Consider the following 21,184-nt stretch of genomic DNA (forward strand, 5'->3'; position numbering starts at 1 on the left):
TACTGCCAGGTCTTTCTTGGCTGAGTATATTTTGGCATTGGACACCTCGTCAGTTTGACTTTGGTGTCCGTTTTATCGGGGCAAGATCATTTGTCCGACAGCAGCGCTTTGTTAGACACTGTTGGTTCTGACATTGAGTAATTGAGAGGCTTCGTTCTTCACGTATTGAACGAACGTTGTCAGCTGATCCCCGCGTGAGACTAAACGATCCTCGCCACATCCAAGGTAAGCCTCCCTAGCCTCCACCATTACGGGTTGAAGATCGACCGGCAAACGCACCATCGCCCAATCGGCAGCGACATCCTTCGGTACGATCTTGCCTGTTGATGCGCTGTACCAAATGCGAGCGAGTGTGAGCATTACATTTCGCTCATCCTCTGCCCAGTCCGGGGGCGAGTTCCACAGCTTCAAAGTGTCGGCCAGCACCTTCAGAAAATCACCTTTAGGAACCGGATCAAAAATCTGCTCCGCCGATGGACCTACCAAGGCGATGCTGTGTTGCCTCACTTTCGTTAGTAAGATCGCCAGATCAGCATCAATGCCGGCTGGTTCGATGATGCCTGCAAGAAGGTCTCTGCGCAGCCATTCTCCAAATTGCAGCTCTCGCCTAGCTGGATAAAGCCAAGGCACAATGTCATCGTGTACGACAACGGTAATCTCCAGTGCGCGAAAAGCTTCACTTTGCCCGGGTGGTGCCGAGACCTCTAGCAGTTCGACCATCAGAGCCCGCCGCACAGCTTCATCGAGCCGTGCAGTCACCGTAACCAGTAGATCAACGTCGCTGTATGGCCTCAGACCACCATCCAGCGCCGAACCATACAAATGTACGGCCAATAACGTCGATGCCAAATGACGCTTAATGACGTCAAGTGTCTGTGACAGTTGCGGAGAAATTTCGGTTGGTACTGAGTCAGTCATGATGTCTAACGCCGCGGTAAGCTGCGGCTTTGTAGTTGGTTGGTGTTGTGCTAGCGTAGCGATTAAGCGCATAAGACAAGCAACGGAAAAGCCGTCAGATTGACCGCCTTGTTAGGTGCTTATTTTTCATCGCATACAAATCTTGAGTTTGTATAGCCAATATTTCTATCGTCGCGTTCTACTTGCTCTTTCATTTGCAAACATGCCTCCATGGAGTTAAAGGTTTCCACGACGCCAGCGTAGGTGCCACCCATCATTTTGGCGGCAGGAGAATTAGGATCTTTGTAGTATTTTTTAAGCTCATATTCGGTACCAAAGCATCCCTGTAATAGGAAGGTTAAAATAACTATTGATAAAACTCTCATTCTTGTCTCCATAAATCGCTACATGCGGTATGAACAACACCTAACAGCTTATTAGTGTGCGTGCGCGTTTATCCTGGGATACTCTTTCGAGCTTCCCTTGGTAACTTATTGAAAATAATGAAGAATCTTCCATAACTCAAATCTCCCATCAAGAAAAACGCGCACGCCTGTTATTTCGGCAACCCTGCGCACATAAACTTGTAAACCAAGTTTGCAAGTCTTTGATTCGATTGGAGTTTACGTTACCCCGCTCCGACAAAACGCGCAAGCACGAAAATAGAGCGTGCCAGATTTTCTTGAAATTCGCAAATCATACTGTATGTTTAACCAGTATACCTTTACATTTGGAGGTCAGGATGGCTAAGAGCAAATTTCTGACAGAAGTGCGCGAGTTCATGCGGCTGCATGGGTACAGTATTCGTACCGAACATACGTATATCTATTGGATCAGGTTCTATATCCGCTTCCGTCGGTTGCAACACCCATCAACCCTTGGGCCTGAGCATGTCGTTATGTTCCTCAGCTTTCTTGCTAACCGCCGGGACGTCGCAATCAATACTCAAAAGGTTGCCTTGAATGCCTTGGCCTTCCTTTATAACAAATACCTTAACCAGCCATTGGGGGATATTGGCTTCACGTTCGCTACCCGCCCCCGGCACCTGCCTACTGTGCTGTCCTCAGCCGAAGTGGGGAAACTACTCGACGTGTGCAATGAGCGAGACCGCTTAATTTTTTCTCTACTGTTTGGATCAGGGCTACGTATCACTGAGTGTTTACGGTTGAGGATCAAAGATTTCGACTTTTCAAGAGGTACCCTGACGGTATTCGATGGGAAGGGGGCTAAAGATCGGGTAACTATCCTTCCGCAAAGCTTAAAGCCTGCCTGTCATGAGTTTTTTGAAATAGCCATCGCTTTGCAGAAGGAAGATAACAAACGTGGGGTTGGCCCTTCACTACCTGGAGCACTGGGTAAGAAGTATCCGTCTGCGCATTTGCAACCTGCATGGATGTTCGTTTTCCCATCTACGACTGTATGCAGCCATCCCTATACCAAAGTACTTTGCCGCCATCATTTGCACGACTCTGTGCCTCGCAAAGCGTTAAAGCAGGCAGTCATCAGTGCCGGGCTGACGTCAAAACGAATATCCTGCCATACCTTCCGTCATAGCTTTGCTACTGAGCTGTTACGCAGCGGCCGTGACATTCGTACAGTTCAGGAGTTGTTGGGGCATAGCGATGTAGCAACGACCCAAATCTATACGCATGTTATAGGGCAGCACTTTGCCGGGACCTCCAGTCCGTTGGATCTTCTGGGCTGAGATGTTTCGCGCAAGCTTCGCGTTGCGCTCCTACATAGGCGTTTTGCCGGTATACTCTCGGGTACGTTTTGATCTGTGCTGAGTATGTTATGACACCTCCTGATATGAAAAACCCGATTCACCTGTTGGCCTTTGGTCTGGGCTCTGGTCTGGCTAAGAAGGCGCCGGGTACCTGGGGCACTCTCGCCGCTTTGCCTGTGTGGTGGTTTTTATTGCAGGGTGTACCGACCTTACCGTATATCGGCGTATTGCTCGCGGGTTTCGCCTTTGGTGTGGTGATATGTGAAATCACGTCCCGTGATATGGGGGTACATGACTTTGGCGGTATCGTTTGGGACGAGTGGATCGGGGTGTGGATTACGCTGTTGTGGCTGCCGATGTCGGGCAGTTTAGGCACCGATTTGCTGTGGTTGGCTTATGCGTTTGCTCTGTTCCGCTTCTTTGACATTATTAAACCGTGGCCCATCAAATGGCTCGATGCCAAAGTCCACGGTGGCTTTGGCATTATGATCGACGATGTAATCGCCGGTATTTTCGGCCTTGTGGTCGTGCAGTTAACGGCTGCTCTGCTCTGACGCCTAGCTATTTTCAGGGCACTATTGTACCACGCTGATCACCCTAACGGGTGATTGTGCAGGCAGAGTCATAATCCTGAGGTCATTTAGTGGTATGTTCTTTGGCGACGTATTCTGGGGTATGAGGAGCTTCCCATGACACAATCAGTATTTCCTGTTGCTTCGGCAGTTGCCGACGACACTCAAGACTTTCTTAAAAAGGCCGACCCGGTGGCTTACGCCGTGTGGCGCCTTGCAGACGGCAGCCGCTCAATTGAAACGCTGGCCGGTGATGCTGGCATTTCTGTTAAAGAATGCTGGACGGCTCTTGATCGTCTGGCCGATCAGAATGCACTTTCTGAGCGAGTGGCTCCACCTTCTGCAACGCCACACCCAGCACTGCTGAGTCGCCGTGAAGCTATGAGTAAGGTGATGATGGGTGCCTTAGGAGCGACCGCACTGATGAACGCCCCTCAGGTATTTGCGAACAGAGACATTTCTGTGGGCACAAACCCAGCTGTCGACACCCATGCCGCAGAACTGAAGCGACCAAAGGAGCAACACCGCAAGCAAGCTTCTGAGCAGCGGCATAAAGTAGTCGAGAAACGCAAAGCGTCGGAGCCGGATCAGAAAGCGGGCCAGCAGAAAGTCGTTGAGCAGCGTAAAAAGCAGGCAACTAAACAAGCCGCTGAAAAACGCAGCAAAGCAACTCAGCAGCGTGAAGCGGCCATGGAGAAAAAGTCGAAACGCGCTCAGCAGGAATCTAAGCGCAAAGCGGTACAGTAAGAAACTGCCGAGCTTAACCGGCCAGCTGCTCTTTGAGTCGCTGGCCTTTTTGTTTCAGATGACGAACTAAGTGGTCGGCAACATCCAGATCAATTGCGTGCTTAGGATGAGCAAAGTAGCAGGGAAAGTTCACTTCCAGAACGTATTCTCGTCCTGAGGTGTGCACCAGCACATCAACGCCACCAAATTCCAGCCCCAGCACCGCACAGGCATCAATCGCCAGCTGTTTCGCAGACTCAGGAGGAGGTGTCGTAAAGCACTCTTTCTTGTCTTCATCGACGCAGGTTCTGAAGTCCCCCTCTTGAGGGATGTTCTGATAGGCTGCAGCGACTTCACCATTTACTACAAGCATCCGCCAGTGTTCTGCCGGTTCGACGCATGCCATCAAGTGAACGTACTGGCCGTGTGCGCTTTCAAGCGCATCAGCAACAGAATAAAAGGTTGGCCAGTTATCGACACGAACGACACCAACGCCCAATGATTTACCCGGGACTTTAAAAATTACCGGAAGGCCACCCAGCGCTTCAACCCTGCGCTTAAGTTCTTCGCGGTCGGTGGTCATGGCATGGAAAGTACGGGGCGTTTCGATGCCATTACGAGCAAGGAAGAGTGTCTGGTTATCCCAGATCAGAAAAGCCCCCAGAGCATCGCGGTAGCAGGTCGCTACGCCCGGATGCACAAGCTGCTGCTCTATCACACAAGACTCGTGAGTAATGGCAACCCGATAAAGGAGGTCGCCATGATTAAGTACAGGAGGCTCAACATGATCAAATAACGCTGGCTCGATAATAATCGGCTTAAGCTCGTGAGCATGAGCCGCCGCAACTAACTGTTCAGTCAGGTCTTCTTCCGGCTCATCAGAAATGATGATGAGGCGCTGTGTCATGATCCGTTTTCAGCAGTCATGCGCTGACTTTTCAGCAATGAGATTACTTTTTTCATATCAAACTGAATGGTCTGCTGAAGTAGGGAGCCACGTAAAGTCTTCAGTTCGGTAGCAAGCTCATCTGTCATCTCAGTGTAAAAAGGCATGCGTACTGACATCTGTACCGTAAATACACCTTCACCTGCTTCGTCTTTCTGAATACGGTAAACGCTCAATTCCATATACTGGCGATTCGGCGGCCATGAAAGGAAGTCCAGAAGTACGACCTTTCCGTTCTCATCACCCACCAGCTGATACTTTGCGCCGGGATTCAGAGCCTGCAGCCCTTCAACAAGGCGGACCGCTACTTTCTGAGGATCATCACCAATCTCTTCTATTCGATAATTGGCGTAAATAACCGTGCTGGTCCAGGTCTTGAAGTCTTCATTCGGTCTGATGTACTGCAAAGAGGTAACCCCCTCTTCTCCTTCAACGCGCGCAATTCGGGAGTAAACCTCGCCGTTCACGACGGGAACAACGTCCGCGGGCTTTAGCTCTTCAGCCTGAACACCGATACCCAGGAACAGAACAAATGAGACCACCAATATGTTTCGCAGCAACTGCATAAAACCACCATAGATAAAAGACACCTGTAAGACTACCGCCCGAACCTTTAAGCTTCAACGTCCGTAAGCGCCTGTTTAACGCCTGAGTATCCGGGCAAGTGCGCCCAGATTAAGTAAGCTCGCAAGGGAACCAGCAACATAAGTCATGGCTGCTGCCATCAGAATATGGCGCGCAGAGGCCATGTCCGCAGAGCTTAGATACTGTCCCTCTTCGAGCATGGGCAGTGCTTTACCAAAACTGGCATCCCATTCAACGGGCAGGGTCACCAGGTTTACCAGCACTCCAATAAGCATGGAGCCAACCGCTGCGATGAGTGTCCAACGGGAAAGCGCCGGGTTAATCCAGATCAGCAGGGGCGTTGCCGCCAGAAACAGAGGTGCAGCCTTGCTTACAATCCAGCTCAAGCGGGCCAGGCCACCGCGTAGGGTAAACAAACTCTCGTTATTGTGATGCTGAATCGCATGCCCTACTTCGTGAGCTGCCACGACAACACCGGTCAGTGTACGCCCTTCAAACTTATCCTGGGTCAGGCGTACCGCTCTGTCCTGAGGGTCGTAATGATCACCGTGTTCGGTAACCTCGACTTTGACGTCATCAATGTTGAGTTTCTGGAGCAGGTGCTTGGCCATATCTGCACCATTGCCCGGAAAGTCGCTACGCTCCTGACCGTGTTTTTTGAGTACGGATTTCACCCACAGACCGGGCAGATACATGATCGCCAGAACAATCAAAACGAGAACCAGGTACAACATCACGTCCTCTCTGATGAAATCTTCGGGCGAGCGATTTTATGCTCGTTTAATAACTGGGTACCACGCAGCACAATGTCACTCTGAAATGCTTTCTCGTAGCGCACATCAAGAACATACGCTTTAACACGCAGGCGGATTGCCAGCATATGAGCGACTTCGAGTTCTTCGACAACGAATGAAACCGGCTTTTTGAGATAGGCGTAGCGACTCGTGACCACGACCTCTTCAAGAAGCTTACGCGCCCACGGAATATCGGCATCCAGCGCAAGATGAAAATCGGTCACCACCATCATGTCCAGTTCGCCAGCGTTACCAGACGACACGACGTCAGTAATAAAGCGGGAATTAGGAATCGTAACCAGATTATCGTCCAGCGTGACTAAACGCACTGTACGTAGCCCGATGGATACAATCTCACCGTAGGTATCACCAAAACTAACCCGGTCACCAACCCTGAATGGGCGATCGAACAACAATAAAATACCCGCAACCAGTGAGGCCGCGATATCTTTTAATGCAAAACCCAAGGCAACAGCGACAGAGCCAGCCGCAGCAAATATCAGCTCCTTAGGGGGCTGTAGCACACCAATTAATAAGCCGACCGTCCCGAAGATATAAAGAGCAAAACTTAATAACGTCGAAATCTGAAGAATAAAAAATCGCCGCGCAGGGATTTTTTCCATCAGGCGGTTACTGACATTATTCAGTGTTTTAGCTAACGCCCAGAGTGCAACGCCCCCTGCAAACAACAGGAAAATAGCGTAAAAGTTAAAAATGCCTGCAACACTCAGCAGGCCATCAACAAGACCACTGGTATCATTCATGCAACATATTCATCCTGTTAAGAATACTGACAACGGTGTGGTACCAGAGCGCAGTTATCCGATAGCGCCCGTCCTCTCCTTTTTCGACGATTTCATCTTCCAACGTCGCCTTGAGTGAGAAACGGACTACGTTCTCGGAGAGATTTGTCACCCGCATAATTTCAGCAGTATTGAGCGTACCGTGGATAACGATGGCCGCCAGAATAAACGACTGATTTGAGCCAGATTTTTCAATCCGGCTGCCTGAAGGAATACGAGGCACACGCACCGTCACTTCGTTCCGGCGTGTCGTTACGGACTCCTGCCACAAACGCAGCGCAGTGACAGGAACACCTCGGCTTGCATCCCATAACAGGCTGAAGTGCCTCTGTTCGGCATTACGCAGTGAGTTATTAGCCGGCGCCCGCGTATCCATTAAAACATCGTCATACCGCAGCCGGTAACCGCTCTGCTGATTACGCGATAAAATCAAAGAGCGGATTTCCGCCTGCGTCCAGCGCTTCACCCGAACAACATTACGCATCTGATAATCACGCCCAAATACATTGCAAAGGTAAGCCCAGCTCTGGTTATTGATCACAATCATCCAGAACAGATTACCTGCCCGGGCATTCGTCAAGCTGAGCAGTGCCTGCCAGGCATCGAGAGCCCCGACATCAGCAAGGAACAGGTTCTCGGCGTTGTTAAGAACCAGGACAGTCGGCTCAAGTGCTTCATTGGCGTTAGCCAAAGCGACGGGGCCATCCGCGAGATCGACGCCGATCTGCTCGCCCACCAGCCCAAACAGAGTATTTGCATCCAGGGTCCGCGCCGGGATATCCAGCATCGAAATGCGAACTTCCTGGCTACCAGCTGCAATTTCCTTGCAGAAGCGCTTCACCGCCGATTTTTTGCCGATACCCGGCTCGCCCGTCATCAGTAAGACATTGTCATCACCGCGATCAGCAATCCAGGCACTGTAGTACCGCTGAAAGACATCACTCAGTCCGGTGTTGATGATCGGATACTCGGCCTCACCGTAGCTCTCGAACCAGCGCAGATAGTTCTCATCGGTGCACTCTGCGACTTCGGCTTCTTCTGCGTCTTCCTGCAGCTGATTCCGCATCCGGAACCAGCGTGCGCTCAGGCGCTGATACCATGCAAACTCACCCAGCAACTGCTCAAGGAAGGCACGAAAGAACAACACCAGGTTTAGCGGAATCAGCAGAGGCAATAAGAAAACGGTTATGCGCCCCGCCGCCAGAGGCTCGATAACCGGGTCGAAACGCTCAGGTGTCAGTCGCTTGAGATTGGTGACCAGGGGTTCGCGATAAAAATGCAGCAGATAGCTCAGCATCAACCAGCTGAACAGCCAGACCAGTGCGCCTATCAGATGGCTCACTGCGGTACTTTGCAGCAGATATTCGGACAAGGTAATCACTACCCAAGGCAGCAGTAAAAGCGACGTCACCGAATGGGAGCGTCGCTCCAGAAGCTCGGTTGTTTCACTGTTCAGGTAGCTGCCGGCGCCCTGACAGGCACTGAGAAGAAACCACTCCAGAGACAGATTTACGAGCACATAAACAACGTACACAGCATAGAGCAGCGGCAAAGCACCGCCCGGCCCTGCTTCTGATGACGGGAATACAGGGACGATCATCGCTCCCCAGAGAAGTAGCAACCAGGGGACCAACGGCGTGATACTGGTAACAAACCGGGTCAGGGCGCGCAGCCCCTTGTGTTTTATGTCGCCCGATACCAGTTGATTGTGCAGCCCGCGGAGGTATCCGGTGAGCCAGGCAGCAAACCAGCGCGACAGCGATCGCAGTGGCAGTAGTAGCAGGAGAGGGAGGCCCGTCCGTGCGATAATGCTGATTTCTTCACCACTCGGCATGCCTTGTAGTAACAGTGTCCAGGCTCCCAGAACGCCAGCTATCACTGACTGAAGCTCGCCCCACTCACGCTCCAGCAGAGATACAACTGCAGTCCGATCGACTGCAGCCCACACACTTAACGGCGCAAACAACAGGGTAAAAAATGTGGTCTTATGTAGTGTCATACTCTTCCTGAATTACAGGCAGGCAAAGGAAACGCCACCTGACGCCTATTAGCGGCTACTACGGCCCTGTCGTCAACCGGGGTTACGCAAAGAAACATCCTGTTCCGCTCATAGATTAGGCAATAAGAGCACCTGCTGATAGAATACGCGCCCTGTTTTACTCAGAGGGTAAGCCCCTTGAACATCAATTTCGTCGCCTCATGTAAGCTGCCAACACCTTTCGGTGTGTTTACCATGCATGGTTTTGAGGAAGCAGAAACAGGGAAAGAACATATCGCGCTGACCATGGGCACGCTCGATGACGGCGAGCCAGTTCTGCTGCGCGCCCATTCCGAATGCCTGACGGGTGATGCGCTTTTCAGCATGCGCTGCGACTGTGGTTACCAACTGGAAGAGGCCCTGCGCTCCGTGTCTGAGGCCGGACGTGGCGTTGTTCTGTACCTGAGACAGGAAGGTCGTGGTATCGGGCTTCTGAACAAAGTGAAAGCCTACAACCTTCAGGATCAGGGTGCAGACACTGTCGAAGCAAACGAGCAGCTTGGTTTTGGCGCCGACATGCGAAATTACGGCATGTGCCAGCCAATGTTGGAGCATCTGGGTATCACTTCCATCCGCTTGATGACCAACAACCCGCGTAAAGTGAAGGCGTTGGGTGATGCCGGTGTCACGATCGAAGAGCGCGTTGCTATCGAAGTTGGTCGCAACCCCCACAACAATGGCTATCTGAACACAAAAGCCAGCAAGCTCGGCCATTACCTATCGACTCATCAGGACGACGAGCCGGAAGCATAACTATCTGCGCCGCAGGTTACTCTTCATCCTGCGGCGGTTTCCTCACATGCACGAAAATCTCGTGACCTTCAAACTGACGCATCAGTGCCTGAAGTTTAGCCACATGGCGCTCCGTTAGTTGAGTGCCACTGGAAAGCAGAACCGCACCTCCAGGGCTGACCAGGTTACCCGCAAGGATCATCCCCTCTTTCACATCCGCAATATTCAGGCGCTCCATGCTGGAAATCGCACCGCCATCATAGGTTTCCAGCGTTTCTGCAAAGATATCCACCAGCTCACGGTCATAGCGCTGTCCGGCTAACTTCAGCAGGTACACACGGGCATCTTTTTCGGAAAGGGGCTCGCCCAGGAAGTTACTTTCACGCTGCAGCTCTGCGTAGTCGCAAACGATGCGGAGAATCCGTGATGACTTAGGAATCGCGTCCCCCGCCAGTCGATCAGGAAACCCCTTACCGTTATAAAGCTCCATGTGTGAGCGGATAATATTGGCGGCATTCTGCAGCGGCTCAAGCAGCATCAGCGAGGTCTGACCATTAATGGTAAAGCGCGCGTATTCCTGCTTCTCCGCATTGCTCATTTGCGGAATGGCTTTAATCAACACAGAGTCTGACAAAGACATTTTGCCGAGATTTTTCAGAAGTGCTGCGTAATAGGTGTCATTAATCTGAGATTCATCGAGGCCCGCATTCTTCGCAAATGAACGAACCAGTTCGGCGAATCTTTCGGTGGAGCCTTTCTCCATTCCCAGGCGGTCTTCCATGCTCCCCACAAGAATATGCACCATGGCATCAAACTCGTGGCGCAGTGTTTTATAAGCATCCTGCAGCTTTGCTTCCGCTTCACCCACCGCATCTGAAGAGGCTTCATATTTCGCCTGCAGTTCGCGATTAAGACGCGCCAGCTCGTCATTCTGCTCGACGATGTGCGCGCTCAGACGTTGGTTCGCTGACTTCAGCTCTTTTGATTCAAGTGCTTCGGCGACCATATCCCTGAGCTGATCGTTGTCCCAGGGCTTCGAGATATAGCGGTAAATATTCCCTTCATTCACTGCCTTGATGGCTGAATCCAGATCAGAATACCCGGTAAGCAGAACCCGGATCATGGCCGGATATTGTTCAAAGCAGGACTTCAGCAGCTCAGCGCCGGACATACCAGGCATACGCATGTCCGAAATAATCATATCGAAAGAATCAGTTTCGAGAATGCTGAGTGCTTCTTCACCGCCATTTGCCAGCACGACATCGTAATGACGGTAGAACAGACGCTTTAACGCCTGCAGAACCCCCTGCTCATCATCGACCAGCAGTAACCGGCCACTTTTCTCCCGGCCTGTGGTTTCAATTGACATGGTCTTTCTCTCCATTGCGAACGGGTAGCGCCAGAGTGAAACGGGTGCCTTCACCCTCGCGACTATCTACTGAGATAGTCCCCTGATGCTCTTCTATTAATTTGTAGCACAAGGCCAGACCGATGCCCGTGCCTTTACCTTCTGCACGGGTCGTAAAAAATGGCTCAAATATATGGGCCTGCACCTCCGGGGACATTCCGCACCCGCTGTCTGAAATTTCAGTATAGAAGATATCCCCGCGATGGTACTGACGGACACTGACGGTACCCGTTTCTTCACCAATAGCATGCAATGCATTAATCATCATATTCATGATCACCTGTGCGAAGCGCGACGGGTGGCATAACATTAGCGGAGGGGTAATCAGATCCAGCTCAAGAGTTACATTCGCAGGTAGCCTGCTGCGAATAATGTTAAAGACCGCCTGCAGATCTGTATTGATATCAGCAACCTGCATACTGGCGTCACCGCGACGGCTCAGCGTCTGCATGTCAGCCACGATACGTTCGATGTGGGCGATGCCTTCAAGGCAATCTTTCAGGCGCTCCGGCGCGCCCTTACACACCTCAGCAACATCGAGATTGTGATAGGCAGACAATGCCTTCTGGTAAAACGGGTTACGTATTTCAAGATGGTCGGAAGCTGAATCAAGAACACTGATGAAAGCGTTATAGGCCTCAATATCTTCATTCAGACCATGCAGATTGCTGTGGATGTAGGCGAGTGGATTGTTGATTTCGTGACCGATACCAGCCGCGGCCTCGCCTAACGTAGCAAGGCGCTCAGCCGAGAGGGCCTGAATTTCTATCCGCGCCTCGGCTCGTTTGCGACACCAGGCAGACACTCGCCAGATAACCAACGCGGAGAAGAGCACCAGTGCCGCACTCGCTATCGGAGATAAAGGACCAAACAATGCGGAAACAGCGTAGCCACACAAGGTCACGATAATCAGTGCAGAAATAGCGGTAAACTGGCGTCGCAGCGGCATGAGCCCCTCCGGAACTGAACCTTAATTCAGTTAAGCAGCTTCTATGTGAAGCGCTCGGCGACAGGGGCAAATAATGAGTGACTAATCAGACACTTAGGGCGCGCACACCCTGATCATAATCAGTCCTGAGGGAAGTGGCGACGAATAGCAGCCAGGATAGATGACTCATCGATACCGGCCACGACATGCTGCTGGGTCGGTGAATCGTGCTCAATGTAGGTATCCGGAATACCAAGCACCTCAACAACCGACTTGAGCCCCTGTTGAGCCAGCGACTCGAGTACAGCAGAACCTGCGCCCCCCATTCGGGCGTTCTCTTCAACAGTCACTAAGAGGTCGTGCGTTTCTGCCAGTTCGGCCACCAGAGCATCGTCCATTGGCTTCACAAAACGCATATCAGCAACGGTAGCATCAACGACATCTGCTGCTTTCAGCGCAGCGGCTAACGGAGCACCAAACGCCAGGATAGCGACCTTTTTGCTTTGCGATGCGCGACGAACCAAACCCTTACCCATCGGCAAGACTTCAAGTGGCGCATCGATGACAGCCCCTGTGCCAGAACCTCGCGGATAGCGAACTGCTGCCGGTCCTTCATGCAGATAACCGGTATTCAGCATCTGTCGGCATTCATTTTCATCGGACGGCGTCATGATGACCATCTTAGGAATACAGCGAAGGTAACTAAGGTCATATGCACCGTGGTGCGTTGGGCCGTCTTCACCGACCAGCCCCGCGCGGTCGATGGCGAACAGTACATCGAGATCCTGGAGCGCAACGTCATGAATTAGCTGATCATATGCACGCTGAAGGAAGGTCGAATAGATAGCGACGACCGGCTTCACCTGTTCACAGGCCATCCCCGCAGCCAGCGTCACAGCGTGCTGCTCGGCAATGGCAACGTCGAAATAACGGTCGGGAAATTCCTGCGAGAAACGAATGAGGTCTGAACCTTCACGCATCGCTGGCGTAATACCCACGAGGCGCTCGTCCTGAGCTGCAACATCACACAACCAGCGACCAAATACGTTGGAATAACTCGGTTTCGATGCCTTTGCCGGCCCGCCTTTCTGGGCCTTCAGCGCGTGGTAGCGAATCGGCTCTTCTTCCGCAGGGGTAAAACCTTTGCCTTTCTGAGTGACGATGTGCAGGAAGCGCGGGCCTTTGAGTTTCTTCAGACTAGCGAGTGTTGCCACCAGCTCGTTCAGGTCATGACCATCGACCGGACCGTAATAATTGAAGCCCAGCTCTTCGAACAAAGTACCCGGTGCCACCATGCCTTTCATGTGCTCTTCCGTTCGCTTAGCGAACTCCCAGGCGGCCGGAATATTCTCAAGAACACGCTTACTGCCTTCACGCATGGCGGAGTAGGTCTGGCTCGACCAGATACGGGTGAAGTATTTGTTCAGTGCACCGACGTTATTCGAGATCGACATGTCATTGTCGTTAAGAATAACCAGCATATCGGCTTTTTCGTGCCCGGCATGGTTGAGAGCCTCGAAGGCCATTCCGGCACTCATGGCGCCGTCACCAATCACGGCAACGCTTTTGTTCGGTAGGCCACGCTGACGGAAACCAAGCGCCATCCCCAAAGCCGCACTGATCGAGGTACTGGAGTGACCAACGCCAAAGGTGTCGTACTCACTTTCGGTACGCAGAGGAAACGCAGCCGGGCCTTCGGCAGAACGGATCTTGGGCAACTGCTCGCGCCGGCCTGTCAGAATTTTGTGCGGATAGGCCTGATGACCCACATCCCAGACAATGCGATCGTCTGGGGTATCAAAAACGTGATGCAGAGCTACCGTCAGTTCAACAACGCCCAGACCGGCACCAAAATGGCCGCCCGACTGTCCAACGCTATAAATGAGATATTCACGCAGCTCACGACACAGAGGCTGTAACTGAGCAGGGCTCAGCTCGCGCAGGTCCGCTGGGGATTCAATCTGATCCAGCAGTGGCGTCTCTGGTCTGTGTTTGGGAATCTCTGTAAACATCTGAAGGAACTGCTTCCGGTAGAAAAAGTGCACCGGCAGCGCCGGAAAACTAAAGGGATGCATTCTACCGGCTGAGAGACAAGATGAGTAGTTAAAACTCCCCTGCCCGCCAATACGAACAGGTGAGCTCTGTCGCTGTCACAGAGGTATCAGTGATCGCGCTCGATAATGTAGCGGGCCAGCGACTCGAGTGTAGAGGTATCACCGGGCAAGCCTGCGAGTGCCTGAATCGCTTCATCGACAAGGACTTTCGCACGCGTACGGGCGCCTTCAAGCCCAAGCAGTGACGGATACGTTGGTTTTTTCAACGCCTCATCTGCGCCCTGCTGTTTTCCCAATACCGCGGTATCGCCCTCGATATCGAGGATGTCATCCTGTACCTGAAAGGCCAGGCCAACGGCTTTCGCATATTTATCAAGGGCTTCGGTGATTGAGGTATCGGTATTCTTAGCTGCACAGATGGCGCCCATTTGCACGGCCGCTCTGATCAGCGCTCCGGTTTTATGCAAGTGCATATGTTCGAGCTGTTCAACGGTCATCGACTTGCCGACGTTGTTAATATCAATCGCCTGGCCGCCCACCATACCCGCGCTGCCAGCAGCACGACCGAGCACCTGCACCAGCTGCAGGCGCTGCTTTTCTGACAACTCTTTCGCAGAGGCTAATACTTCGTAGGCGCCATTGAGAAGTGCGTCTCCGGCAAGGATCGCCGTCGCTTCATCAAAGGCTATATGGCAAGTTGGCTTACCGCGACGCAGATCATCATCGTCCATCGCAGGCAGGTCATCATGAACCAGGCTGTAGCTATGAATCATTTCAAGCGCGACGGCGGCGCAATCTGCCGCTGCATGCTCGGCATTAAGAGCATCCATGGTCGCGTACACAAGATAAGGCCGCAGGCGCTTACCACCATTCATCAGGCCATAGTGCATTGCGTCTGCGAGACGCTGATCTGCAATTCCAAGCTCTGCAAGTCTGGCTTCTGCCAGCTCAGCGACTCTGGCCTGCAAAGGTTGCAAATTCATTCGCTGGCGTCTCCGCTCTGAAAGGGCTGAGCGTCACTCTGGCCATTCCGTTCCATCAGTAGCTGCACACGCTGCTCTGCTGCCGCCAGAGCCTGCTGGCACTGACGAGTGAGGCCGATGCCTTTTTCAAATGCTTCCAGGCTGTCTTCAAGGGTCAATTCGCCACTTTCCATGCGGGTGACCAGAGCTTCGAGTTCCGATAAGGCTGACTCGAAACCGAAGGAAGAGGATTTATCAGACATAGTTACTCCTGTCGTAAGGCTCGAACACTAAACCCAAGGCATGAGCGGGTCAACACAGGCTTTTTTTGTCAGATGACAGGAAGAACCGCAGGAAGCGTCTAAACTCTGTTACAGAAGCTACCTCAGTATGGAAAGGAGTGAGTGTGGATCTCGCGTCATTAGTAGGCCTCGTCGGCGCGTTCGGTATCGTAATTTTCGCCATGATTCTCGGTGGCGATATCACCATGTTTGTTAACGTGCCGTCGCTGCTGATTGTTATTGTCGGAAGTCTGTTTGCTGTAATGATGAAATTTGAGCTGGGCCAGTTTCTCGCCGCAGCCAAAGTCGCGGGCAAAGCATTTTCCTTCAAGTTGATCAAACCGGAAGACCTGATCGGCGAAATCGTCGAACTTGCCGGCCTAGCCCGTAAAGGCGGCCTTTTGTCTCTTGAGGGGAAAGAGGTCAGTGATGAGTTCCTGAGTAAAGGTATTCAGCTGCTGGTCGATGGCCACGACCCGGATGTTGTAAAAACCCTTCTCAGCAAAGAAATGAAACTCGCCAGCGCTCGCCACGACACAGGTATCAGCATTTTTAAATCGCTTGGCGACGTTGCTCCCGCGATGGGGATGATCGGTACTCTCATTGGCCTGGTTGCTATGCTGGCCAACATGGACGACCCGAAGGCCATCGGCCCCGCGATGGCGGTTGCACTCCTCACCACGCTTTACGGCGCCATGGTGGCGACCATGTTGTCACTCCCTATGGCCGACAAGCTGACCTTGCGTAAAGACGAAGAAGATCGCCTGAAGTCGATGATCATCGACGCACTGCTGGCAATCCAGAACGGTCAGAACCCCCGTGTTATTGAATCCATGTTGCAAGCCTACATCCAGGAAGGCAAACGCGTAGCGGCGAGCGAGTAGTAAGTCATGGCTGAAGAAGAAGACGAATGTCCACCCTGTCCCGATGGGATACCCGGCTGGGTAATGACCTTTGCCGACCTGATGTCGCTGCTGATGTGCTTTTTCGTACTCCTGCTGTCTTTCTCAGAAATGGACGCACGAAAGTTCAAACGTCTGGCCGGCGAACTCAGAGATGCCTTTGGTGTGCAGACGGTTGTTAATGCCAGCGATCCGCCCAAGGGGACCAGTGTGATTGCCCGGCACTTCAGTCCGTCGATTCCTGAACCGACACCGATTAATGAAGTCCGGCAAAAAACCAGCGACATCACCAAAAGCTCACTGGAGGTTCTGTGTCAGGATGAGGTGACGCAGCAGGAAGAACGTCAGGGCGACCGCGGTATGCAAACGCGTGAAGTCGTCGTGCCACGCGAGGACATCGAAAATAAAAAGAGCGAAGAAATGGCCGTCGAAATGGCTGCTCAGCTTGAAAATGAAATCGCACAGGGTCAGGTCGAGATTGAAACCGTGGGTAAGAAAATCATTATCCGCATTCAGCAGAGAGGCGCTTTCCGCTCGGGTTCAGATTATATCGAGGATCGTTTCTTACCTGTGATCGACAAAATCCGGGAAGTACTCGTTGATATTCCGGGCAAGATATCTGTGGAAGGGCACACCGATGATATTCCGCTCGCGGGCGGCCCATTCCGTTCGAACTGGGGACTATCGACTGCTCGTGCAGTTGCATTTGCACAGGAGCTGTTTATTGCTCCCGAAATGAACTCGGATCGGTTCCAGGTGGTGGGCCACGCAGATAAAAAGCCACTGGTGCCTAATATTGATGACGCATCCCGCGCACGTAACAGACGCGTGGAGATCGTCATTTTGCGTACGCACGAATTTGATGATGACGATCAACCGGAAATCACTCCGACGCAACAGGAGATTGATGACGCGGCGACAGCCCGCCCGGAAGATTTTGAATTAAATCCCAACGAAATATTCTGATCGGGAGAGAGACGATGGAAACTGGAACAATGGAAGAGAGACGCCGTTATTTCCGCCTGGATGATGAGGTCATCCTGGACTTTGAAGCCATCTCACAAGAAGAGGTACAACGCTGGAAGGCCCGCCATCAGGATCATATCAATGAGTTGGCAGAGCTGGAGCGGGACATCGCTGGTGTCCTTCATCAGGTACAGGCACAGAACCCCACTGTTGCTCGCTTGTTTGAACTGCTGAACCAGAAGGTCAACTTGCTGAACTCCCCTGTTGGGCCAGACGCAAAACCCGAACTGTCACAAACCGAAGTGCGCACGCGGGTGAATCTGAGCGCCTGCGGCATGGCGTTCCACTCTACAGAACCGCTCAGTGAGAGTGACAACTTGCGTTTACAGATGCAGTTGAAGCCGTCCAATATTCCAGTGACGCTTATGGGGACGATTGTTGGTGTGGAGCATACGGCAGACCCTGATGCTCCCTACCTTGTACGAGTTGACTTCGAAGGTCTCAGAGAGGCAGAACAGGAAATTCTGATTCACCACCTGTTCCAGCTACAATCACGCCGCTTGCGCTCAGAGCGCGAAGCTCAGAACGATGCGGCTTGCTGAACTTCATTTCAAAAGGCCTCATTTACTGCAGTAAAAGAGGCCTCCCCTCTGCTATCATGCGCTTTACTTCATTCACTAATACTCTGTTGAGAGCGCATGATGTCTGGCCCTCGAATTTATACTCCCGAGCCACTCACTGAAAATACGACCGTCGCAATGGATGACCAGGCAGTAACGCACCTCGTTCGAGTTTTGCGTATGAAGGAAGGCGACGATGTTCGTCTCTTCAATGGTGACGGTTCCGAGTATCAGGCACAGCTCATTATTGAAAGTAAGAAATCCGCATCGGCATCAGTGACGCATGCCATCCGACAGGATGCTCCGCTGAAACTGGAGATACATCTGGGTCAGGTCATCTCAAAAGGTGATCGGATGGATTTTACTATTCAGAAGGCAACGGAATTAGGCGTGACTGACATTACGCCGTTGACGAGTGAACGTTGTGATGTGCGCCTGAAAGGCGATCGCATGGAGAAAAAACTCGAGCACTGGCAAAAAGTTGCCATCTCTGCCTGCGAACAGAGTGGAAGAAATACCGTTCCGGTAATCCATCCACCAAAGTCGCTGAGTGACTGGAGCACTGACACAGATGCCGACAGAAAGTTGCTGCTTCACCCTCACAACCAGAAGCCCCTCGAATCTGAGGTGTCCTCCGGCCAGTCTCCACAAAGCATTGCGCTTCTGGTTGGCCCCGAAGGCGGTTTCTCTGACATTGAGGTGACTCAATGTCAGGAGTCAGGGTTTGATGGTTTACTACTCGGGCCTCGCATACTTCGTACCGAGACCGCAGCGCTGACAGCTCTCAGCGTTCTCCAGTATGTGTGGGGTGACTTTCGCTGATGAGGCGGATACTTTTCCAGTCCCAATAGGATGACAGAAAGTAAATCCCGATAAACAGGGTCGCCCACCATTCAATGATGCGCTTACCGTGGCTCATTTCTATCCCAACAGTCACTCCGGCGAAAGCAATAAACATAAACCAGAGAATGCCCATGACTGCAGTCTTCACTGCAAAACTCGGTACCTGTAGCCCTTTTTTCCTCGCTTTAAAGGTAAGAACGTACGCGGTCGTAAGTGCAATCAACATCCCCTGAAAAAACAGATTGGCACCGCGCACGTGTATCCCCCAACGGGTATCTGATTTCTCGGGCAGCAACACGGCCGTACCTGCCAACAGACCAACCGCAGCCAACACACCAAAAAACTGCATTGAGCCCAGCGCAACACGCCCGGAATACGGGCTCAGCCAAACACGATAAACCTGCCACCAGATAACGAAAAATGCACATGCGGCAATCATTCCCCCACGAAAGATAAAGCCTGCGTCACCTTTCATTCCGGTATGAGTTATATCCGTACAGCCATCGAAAAACGGGTTACATAGTTCTGCGGTACCCGCCGAGGTTCCAACAAAATAAGTCACCGCAATCGTACCCATTGAGAGTACGAAGGATGCTAAGGCAATAAACTGACCGAACGACACGAAACCTCCCGAATAGGCTGATCTGCAGCCCAGTAAAATGTGGCGACATAGTATCAATCAATCCCATCAGGTAGAACGTTTATCACTAGAGATTCACAGGTAACCACCGAGGCTGCGGGTAGTTGTTGGTAAAAGCAGGTGGCGAGGGCCGTGCACAGCATGGATGCTGTGCCCGAGCCTACAGGGACGTATTTACGGCGGGCCATCGAACCCTGCTTTTATTAACAGCGCATTCGCAATATTTCTACTCCATAGACAGTCCCCTGCAGTCCATACATTCGCTAAAACCGCAACACCGTGGTATCTGGTTCGAGTATGTCGAAGATACACTCAAATACGAGTACACTTTTGAACACTATCCAGTACGAGAAACAGCGAACGCTACATGGCCAAAAAGAAAACCGCCTACGTCTGCAATGAATGCGGCGCCGATCACAGCAAATGGCAAGGCCAGTGTGCCGGTTGCGGGCAGTGGAATACTCTGCAGGAATTTGTCGTGTCTTCAGCGAAGGCCGCTGCGCGGGATACCCGATTCAGTGGTTATGCCGGCGATGCCGGTGCCAGTGATGTCATCAAACTCGCTGACGTCGATCTCGCTGAACTACCACGGTTCAGTTCCGGAATGCAGGAATTCGATCGCGTGTTAGGTGGCGGTCTGGTGCCAGGCTCCGCCATTCTTATTGGTGGCCACCCTGGCGCCGGTAAATCAACGCTGTTGCTTCAGACTTTGTGTTATCTGGCGACACAGATGCCAGCCATCTACGTGACTGGTGAAGAAAGCCTGCAACAGGTAGCGCTGCGCGCAAACCGCCTTGGGTTGCCGACTGATCAGTTACAGATGCTGAGTGAAACCAACGTCGAGCGACTGACTAATGTGCTGCAGCAGCATAAGCCTCGTATCGTCGTGATCGATTCTATTCAGGTCATGCATGTGGATGGCATAGAGTCTGCGCCGGGCAGTGTTTCTCAGGTCCGTGAAAGCGCAGCGTATCTGACGCGCTTTGCGAAACAGACAGGAACAGTTCTGTTTCTTGTCGGGCATGTGACGAAAGATGGTTCACTGGCGGGGCCGAAAGTCCTTGAGCATATGATCGACTGCTCAATCATGCTCGAGGGCTCAGGCGACAGTCGCTATCGTGTACTGCGCGGTATCAAGAACCGGTTCGGTGCTATCAACGAGCTGGGCGTCTTCGCTATGCTTGAGCGCGGTCTGAAAGAGGTTAAAAACCCAAGTTCAATTTTTCTCAGTCGCGGCGATGAACCTGCTGCAGGCAGTGTCGTTATGGTGATCTGGGAAGGCACTCGTCCACTGCTTGTCGAAATTCAGGCCTTGGTCGACGACAGCCATTTCGGGCACCCGAAACGGGTCGCCGTTGGCCTTGATCAGAATCGTCTGAACCTGTTGCTTGCAGCATTACATCGCCATGGCGGTATCCACCTTGGCGATCAGGATGTGTATATCAATGTGGTGGGTGGCGTGAAGGTAAACGAAACAGGAGCCGACCTGGCGCTCTTGTTAGCGGCACTGTCCAGCTTCCGCAATCAACCTCTTGAGCAAGGCCTGATTGTCTTTGGAGAAGTAGGTTTATCCGGAGAAATCCGACCGGTGCCATCGGGTCAGGAACGGATTAAAGAAGCGGCGAAGCATGGTTTTACGAGGGCAATTGTGCCAAAAGCGAATGTACCCAAGCAACCCGTCGAAGGAATGGAAGTGATCGGCGTTGATAAGCTTCAGGAAGCTATCGAACGCCTGTAAGACGACCCGGTCATCGGGACTAA

The 21,184-nt window shown here is 52.2% G+C and carries 22 protein-coding genes; 9 read left to right on the forward strand and 13 right to left on the reverse strand.

The genetic code is table 11. The features are described 5' to 3' along the window. Nucleotides 1-111: 111 nt before the first annotated feature. Entirely contained in the window at nt 112-918 is an 807-nt protein-coding gene (locus B2067_RS06865; protein ID WP_301387891.1) for an AadA family aminoglycoside 3''-O-nucleotidyltransferase, read from the reverse strand. Between the two features lie 119 nt (nt 919-1,037). Then, nucleotides 1,038-1,283 carry a hypothetical protein gene (locus B2067_RS06870; protein WP_301387892.1) on the reverse strand — a complete coding sequence of 82 codons (246 nt, stop codon included), beginning with the start codon at nt 1,281-1,283 and terminating at the stop codon, nt 1,038-1,040. Nucleotides 1,284-1,639: 356 nt separating this feature from the next. Between B2067_RS06870 and B2067_RS06875 the strand changes: the two genes are divergently transcribed. The 3 genes from B2067_RS06875 to B2067_RS06885 all read left to right on the forward strand — a co-directional run bounded on the left by B2067_RS06875 (nt 1,640) and on the right by B2067_RS06885 (nt 3,942). After that, nucleotides 1,640-2,602, forward strand: coding sequence for an integron integrase (locus B2067_RS06875; protein WP_301387893.1), 963 nt, complete (start codon nt 1,640-1,642; stop codon nt 2,600-2,602). 89 nt (nt 2,603-2,691) lie between these two features. Beyond that, on the forward strand, nt 2,692-3,177 hold the full coding sequence (locus tag B2067_RS06880; protein ID WP_068440532.1) for a phosphatidylglycerophosphatase A family protein: 486 nt from the start codon (nt 2,692-2,694) through the stop codon (nt 3,175-3,177). Nucleotides 3,178-3,312: 135 nt separating this feature from the next. Next, a complete protein-coding gene (locus B2067_RS06885) occupies nt 3,313-3,942 on the forward strand; it encodes a hypothetical protein (RefSeq protein WP_301387895.1) in 630 nt (209 codons plus the stop codon). A 13-nt stretch (nt 3,943-3,955) separates the two neighbouring features. On the opposite strand, the gene B2067_RS06890 is transcribed toward B2067_RS06885, so the two are convergent. The 5 genes from B2067_RS06890 to B2067_RS06910 form a co-directional block, all read right to left on the reverse strand. Continuing rightward, the gene (locus B2067_RS06890) at nt 3,956-4,828 is read right to left on the reverse strand and encodes an ATP-grasp domain-containing protein (RefSeq protein ID WP_301387897.1); all 873 of its coding nucleotides are present in this window, start codon (nt 4,826-4,828) and stop codon (nt 3,956-3,958) included. Beyond that, the gene (locus B2067_RS06895; RefSeq protein ID WP_301387898.1) at nt 4,825-5,433 is read right to left on the reverse strand and encodes a hypothetical protein; all 609 of its coding nucleotides are present in this window, start codon (nt 5,431-5,433) and stop codon (nt 4,825-4,827) included. The genes B2067_RS06890 and B2067_RS06895 overlap by 4 nt, the downstream gene beginning before the upstream one ends. Nucleotides 5,434-5,508: 75 nt before the next feature. Then, complete coding sequence (locus B2067_RS06900) at nt 5,509-6,186, reverse strand: zinc metallopeptidase (protein WP_301387899.1); 678 nt, start codon at nt 6,184-6,186, stop codon at nt 5,509-5,511. Beyond that, the gene (locus tag B2067_RS06905) at nt 6,186-7,010 is read right to left on the reverse strand and encodes a mechanosensitive ion channel family protein (RefSeq protein ID WP_297533107.1); all 825 of its coding nucleotides are present in this window, start codon (nt 7,008-7,010) and stop codon (nt 6,186-6,188) included. The genes B2067_RS06900 and B2067_RS06905 overlap by 1 nt, the downstream gene beginning before the upstream one ends. Further along, a complete protein-coding gene (locus B2067_RS06910; RefSeq protein ID WP_301387900.1) occupies nt 7,003-9,048 on the reverse strand; it encodes a hypothetical protein in 2,046 nt (681 codons plus the stop codon). The genes B2067_RS06905 and B2067_RS06910 overlap by 8 nt, the downstream gene beginning before the upstream one ends. Nucleotides 9,049-9,225: 177 nt before the next feature. Here B2067_RS06910 and ribA point away from each other — a divergent pair, with 177 nt between their 5' ends. After that, nucleotides 9,226-9,840, forward strand: a complete 615-nt coding sequence (gene ribA / locus B2067_RS06915; RefSeq protein WP_068440551.1) for a GTP cyclohydrolase II — start codon at nt 9,226-9,228, stop codon at nt 9,838-9,840. A 16-nt stretch (nt 9,841-9,856) separates the two neighbouring features. Here ribA and B2067_RS06920 read toward each other — a convergent pair whose 3' ends face one another. From B2067_RS06920 to B2067_RS06940, 5 genes are all read right to left on the reverse strand, one after another. Then, nucleotides 9,857-11,188 carry an HD domain-containing phosphohydrolase gene (locus B2067_RS06920; RefSeq protein ID WP_068440555.1) on the reverse strand — a complete coding sequence of 444 codons (1,332 nt, stop codon included), beginning with the start codon at nt 11,186-11,188 and terminating at the stop codon, nt 9,857-9,859. After that, nucleotides 11,178-12,176, reverse strand: coding sequence for a sensor histidine kinase (locus tag B2067_RS06925; RefSeq protein WP_068440558.1), 999 nt, complete (start codon nt 12,174-12,176; stop codon nt 11,178-11,180). Before B2067_RS06925 ends, B2067_RS06920 begins: the two co-directional genes overlap by 11 nt. 119 nt (nt 12,177-12,295) lie before the next feature. Continuing rightward, nucleotides 12,296-14,167 (reverse strand): 1-deoxy-D-xylulose-5-phosphate synthase, encoded by a 1,872-nt coding sequence (dxs, locus tag B2067_RS06930; protein WP_301387901.1) that lies wholly within the window; start codon nt 14,165-14,167, stop codon nt 12,296-12,298. Nucleotides 14,168-14,316: 149 nt separating this feature from the next. Continuing rightward, on the reverse strand, nt 14,317-15,192 hold the full coding sequence (gene ispA / locus B2067_RS06935; RefSeq protein ID WP_301387902.1) for a (2E,6E)-farnesyl diphosphate synthase: 876 nt from the start codon (nt 15,190-15,192) through the stop codon (nt 14,317-14,319). Further along, nucleotides 15,189-15,434, reverse strand: a complete 246-nt coding sequence (locus B2067_RS06940) for an exodeoxyribonuclease VII small subunit (RefSeq protein WP_076517868.1) — start codon at nt 15,432-15,434, stop codon at nt 15,189-15,191. The genes ispA and B2067_RS06940 overlap by 4 nt, the downstream gene beginning before the upstream one ends. A gap of 143 nt (nt 15,435-15,577) precedes the next feature. On the opposite strand from B2067_RS06940, the gene pomA reads away from it, so the two are divergent. From pomA to B2067_RS06960, 4 genes are all read left to right on the forward strand, one after another. Continuing rightward, complete coding sequence (gene pomA / locus B2067_RS06945) at nt 15,578-16,336, forward strand: flagellar motor protein PomA (RefSeq protein WP_076517870.1); 759 nt, start codon at nt 15,578-15,580, stop codon at nt 16,334-16,336. Between the two features lie 6 nt (nt 16,337-16,342). Then, nucleotides 16,343-17,320, forward strand: a complete 978-nt coding sequence (locus tag B2067_RS06950) for a flagellar motor protein MotB (RefSeq protein ID WP_297533104.1) — start codon at nt 16,343-16,345, stop codon at nt 17,318-17,320. A gap of 14 nt (nt 17,321-17,334) precedes the next feature. Next, a complete protein-coding gene (locus tag B2067_RS06955; protein ID WP_301387904.1) occupies nt 17,335-17,922 on the forward strand; it encodes a PilZ domain-containing protein in 588 nt (195 codons plus the stop codon). Nucleotides 17,923-18,021: 99 nt separating this feature from the next. Continuing rightward, the gene (locus B2067_RS06960) at nt 18,022-18,762 is read left to right on the forward strand and encodes a 16S rRNA (uracil(1498)-N(3))-methyltransferase (protein ID WP_301387905.1); all 741 of its coding nucleotides are present in this window, start codon (nt 18,022-18,024) and stop codon (nt 18,760-18,762) included. Here B2067_RS06960 and B2067_RS06965 read toward each other — a convergent pair. Next, nucleotides 18,725-19,405, reverse strand: a complete 681-nt coding sequence (locus B2067_RS06965) for a hypothetical protein (RefSeq protein WP_301179595.1) — start codon at nt 19,403-19,405, stop codon at nt 18,725-18,727. The genes B2067_RS06960 and B2067_RS06965 overlap by 38 nt on opposite strands. A gap of 385 nt (nt 19,406-19,790) precedes the next feature. Between B2067_RS06965 and radA the strand changes: the two genes are divergently transcribed. Beyond that, the gene (gene radA / locus B2067_RS06970) at nt 19,791-21,161 is read left to right on the forward strand and encodes a DNA repair protein RadA (protein ID WP_301387906.1); all 1,371 of its coding nucleotides are present in this window, start codon (nt 19,791-19,793) and stop codon (nt 21,159-21,161) included. The last annotated feature ends 23 nt before the right edge of the window (nt 21,162-21,184 follow it).

Source organism: Thalassolituus sp. UBA2590 (assembly GCF_002339775.1).
Classification (GTDB): domain Bacteria; phylum Pseudomonadota; class Gammaproteobacteria; order Pseudomonadales; family Oceanobacteraceae; genus Thalassolituus.

What these genes read in the sequence shown, in the direction of transcription:
- B2067_RS06950 (WP_297533104.1), top strand. Translation starts at nt 16,343, where the DNA reads ATGGCTGAAGAAGAAGACGAATGTCCACCCTGTCCCGATGGGATACCC.
- B2067_RS06960 (WP_301387905.1), top strand. Translation starts at nt 18,022, where the DNA reads ATGTCTGGCCCTCGAATTTATACTCCCGAGCCACTCACTGAAAATACG.
- B2067_RS06955 (WP_301387904.1), top strand. Translation starts at nt 17,335, where the DNA reads ATGGAAACTGGAACAATGGAAGAGAGACGCCGTTATTTCCGCCTGGAT.
- B2067_RS06905 (WP_297533107.1), bottom strand. Translation starts at nt 7,010, where the DNA reads ATGAATGATACCAGTGGTCTTGTTGATGGCCTGCTGAGTGTTGCAGGC.
- B2067_RS06925 (WP_068440558.1), bottom strand. Translation starts at nt 12,176, where the DNA reads ATGCCGCTGCGACGCCAGTTTACCGCTATTTCTGCACTGATTATCGTG.
- B2067_RS06885 (WP_301387895.1), top strand. Translation starts at nt 3,313, where the DNA reads ATGACACAATCAGTATTTCCTGTTGCTTCGGCAGTTGCCGACGACACT.
- B2067_RS06940 (WP_076517868.1), bottom strand. Translation starts at nt 15,434, where the DNA reads ATGTCTGATAAATCCTCTTCCTTCGGTTTCGAGTCAGCCTTATCGGAA.
- B2067_RS06880 (WP_068440532.1), top strand. Translation starts at nt 2,692, where the DNA reads ATGACACCTCCTGATATGAAAAACCCGATTCACCTGTTGGCCTTTGGT.
- B2067_RS06900 (WP_301387899.1), bottom strand. Translation starts at nt 6,186, where the DNA reads ATGTTGTACCTGGTTCTCGTTTTGATTGTTCTGGCGATCATGTATCTG.
- dxs (WP_301387901.1), bottom strand. Translation starts at nt 14,167, where the DNA reads ATGTTTACAGAGATTCCCAAACACAGACCAGAGACGCCACTGCTGGAT.
- B2067_RS06875 (WP_301387893.1), top strand. Translation starts at nt 1,640, where the DNA reads ATGGCTAAGAGCAAATTTCTGACAGAAGTGCGCGAGTTCATGCGGCTG.
- ispA (WP_301387902.1), bottom strand. Translation starts at nt 15,192, where the DNA reads ATGAATTTGCAACCTTTGCAGGCCAGAGTCGCTGAGCTGGCAGAAGCC.
- B2067_RS06890 (WP_301387897.1), bottom strand. Translation starts at nt 4,828, where the DNA reads ATGACACAGCGCCTCATCATCATTTCTGATGAGCCGGAAGAAGACCTG.
- B2067_RS06920 (WP_068440555.1), bottom strand. Translation starts at nt 11,188, where the DNA reads ATGTCAATTGAAACCACAGGCCGGGAGAAAAGTGGCCGGTTACTGCTG.
- B2067_RS06870 (WP_301387892.1), bottom strand. Translation starts at nt 1,283, where the DNA reads ATGAGAGTTTTATCAATAGTTATTTTAACCTTCCTATTACAGGGATGC.
- B2067_RS06865 (WP_301387891.1), bottom strand. Translation starts at nt 918, where the DNA reads ATGACTGACTCAGTACCAACCGAAATTTCTCCGCAACTGTCACAGACA.
- B2067_RS06910 (WP_301387900.1), bottom strand. Translation starts at nt 9,048, where the DNA reads ATGACACTACATAAGACCACATTTTTTACCCTGTTGTTTGCGCCGTTA.
- B2067_RS06895 (WP_301387898.1), bottom strand. Translation starts at nt 5,433, where the DNA reads ATGCAGTTGCTGCGAAACATATTGGTGGTCTCATTTGTTCTGTTCCTG.
- radA (WP_301387906.1), top strand. Translation starts at nt 19,791, where the DNA reads ATGGCCAAAAAGAAAACCGCCTACGTCTGCAATGAATGCGGCGCCGAT.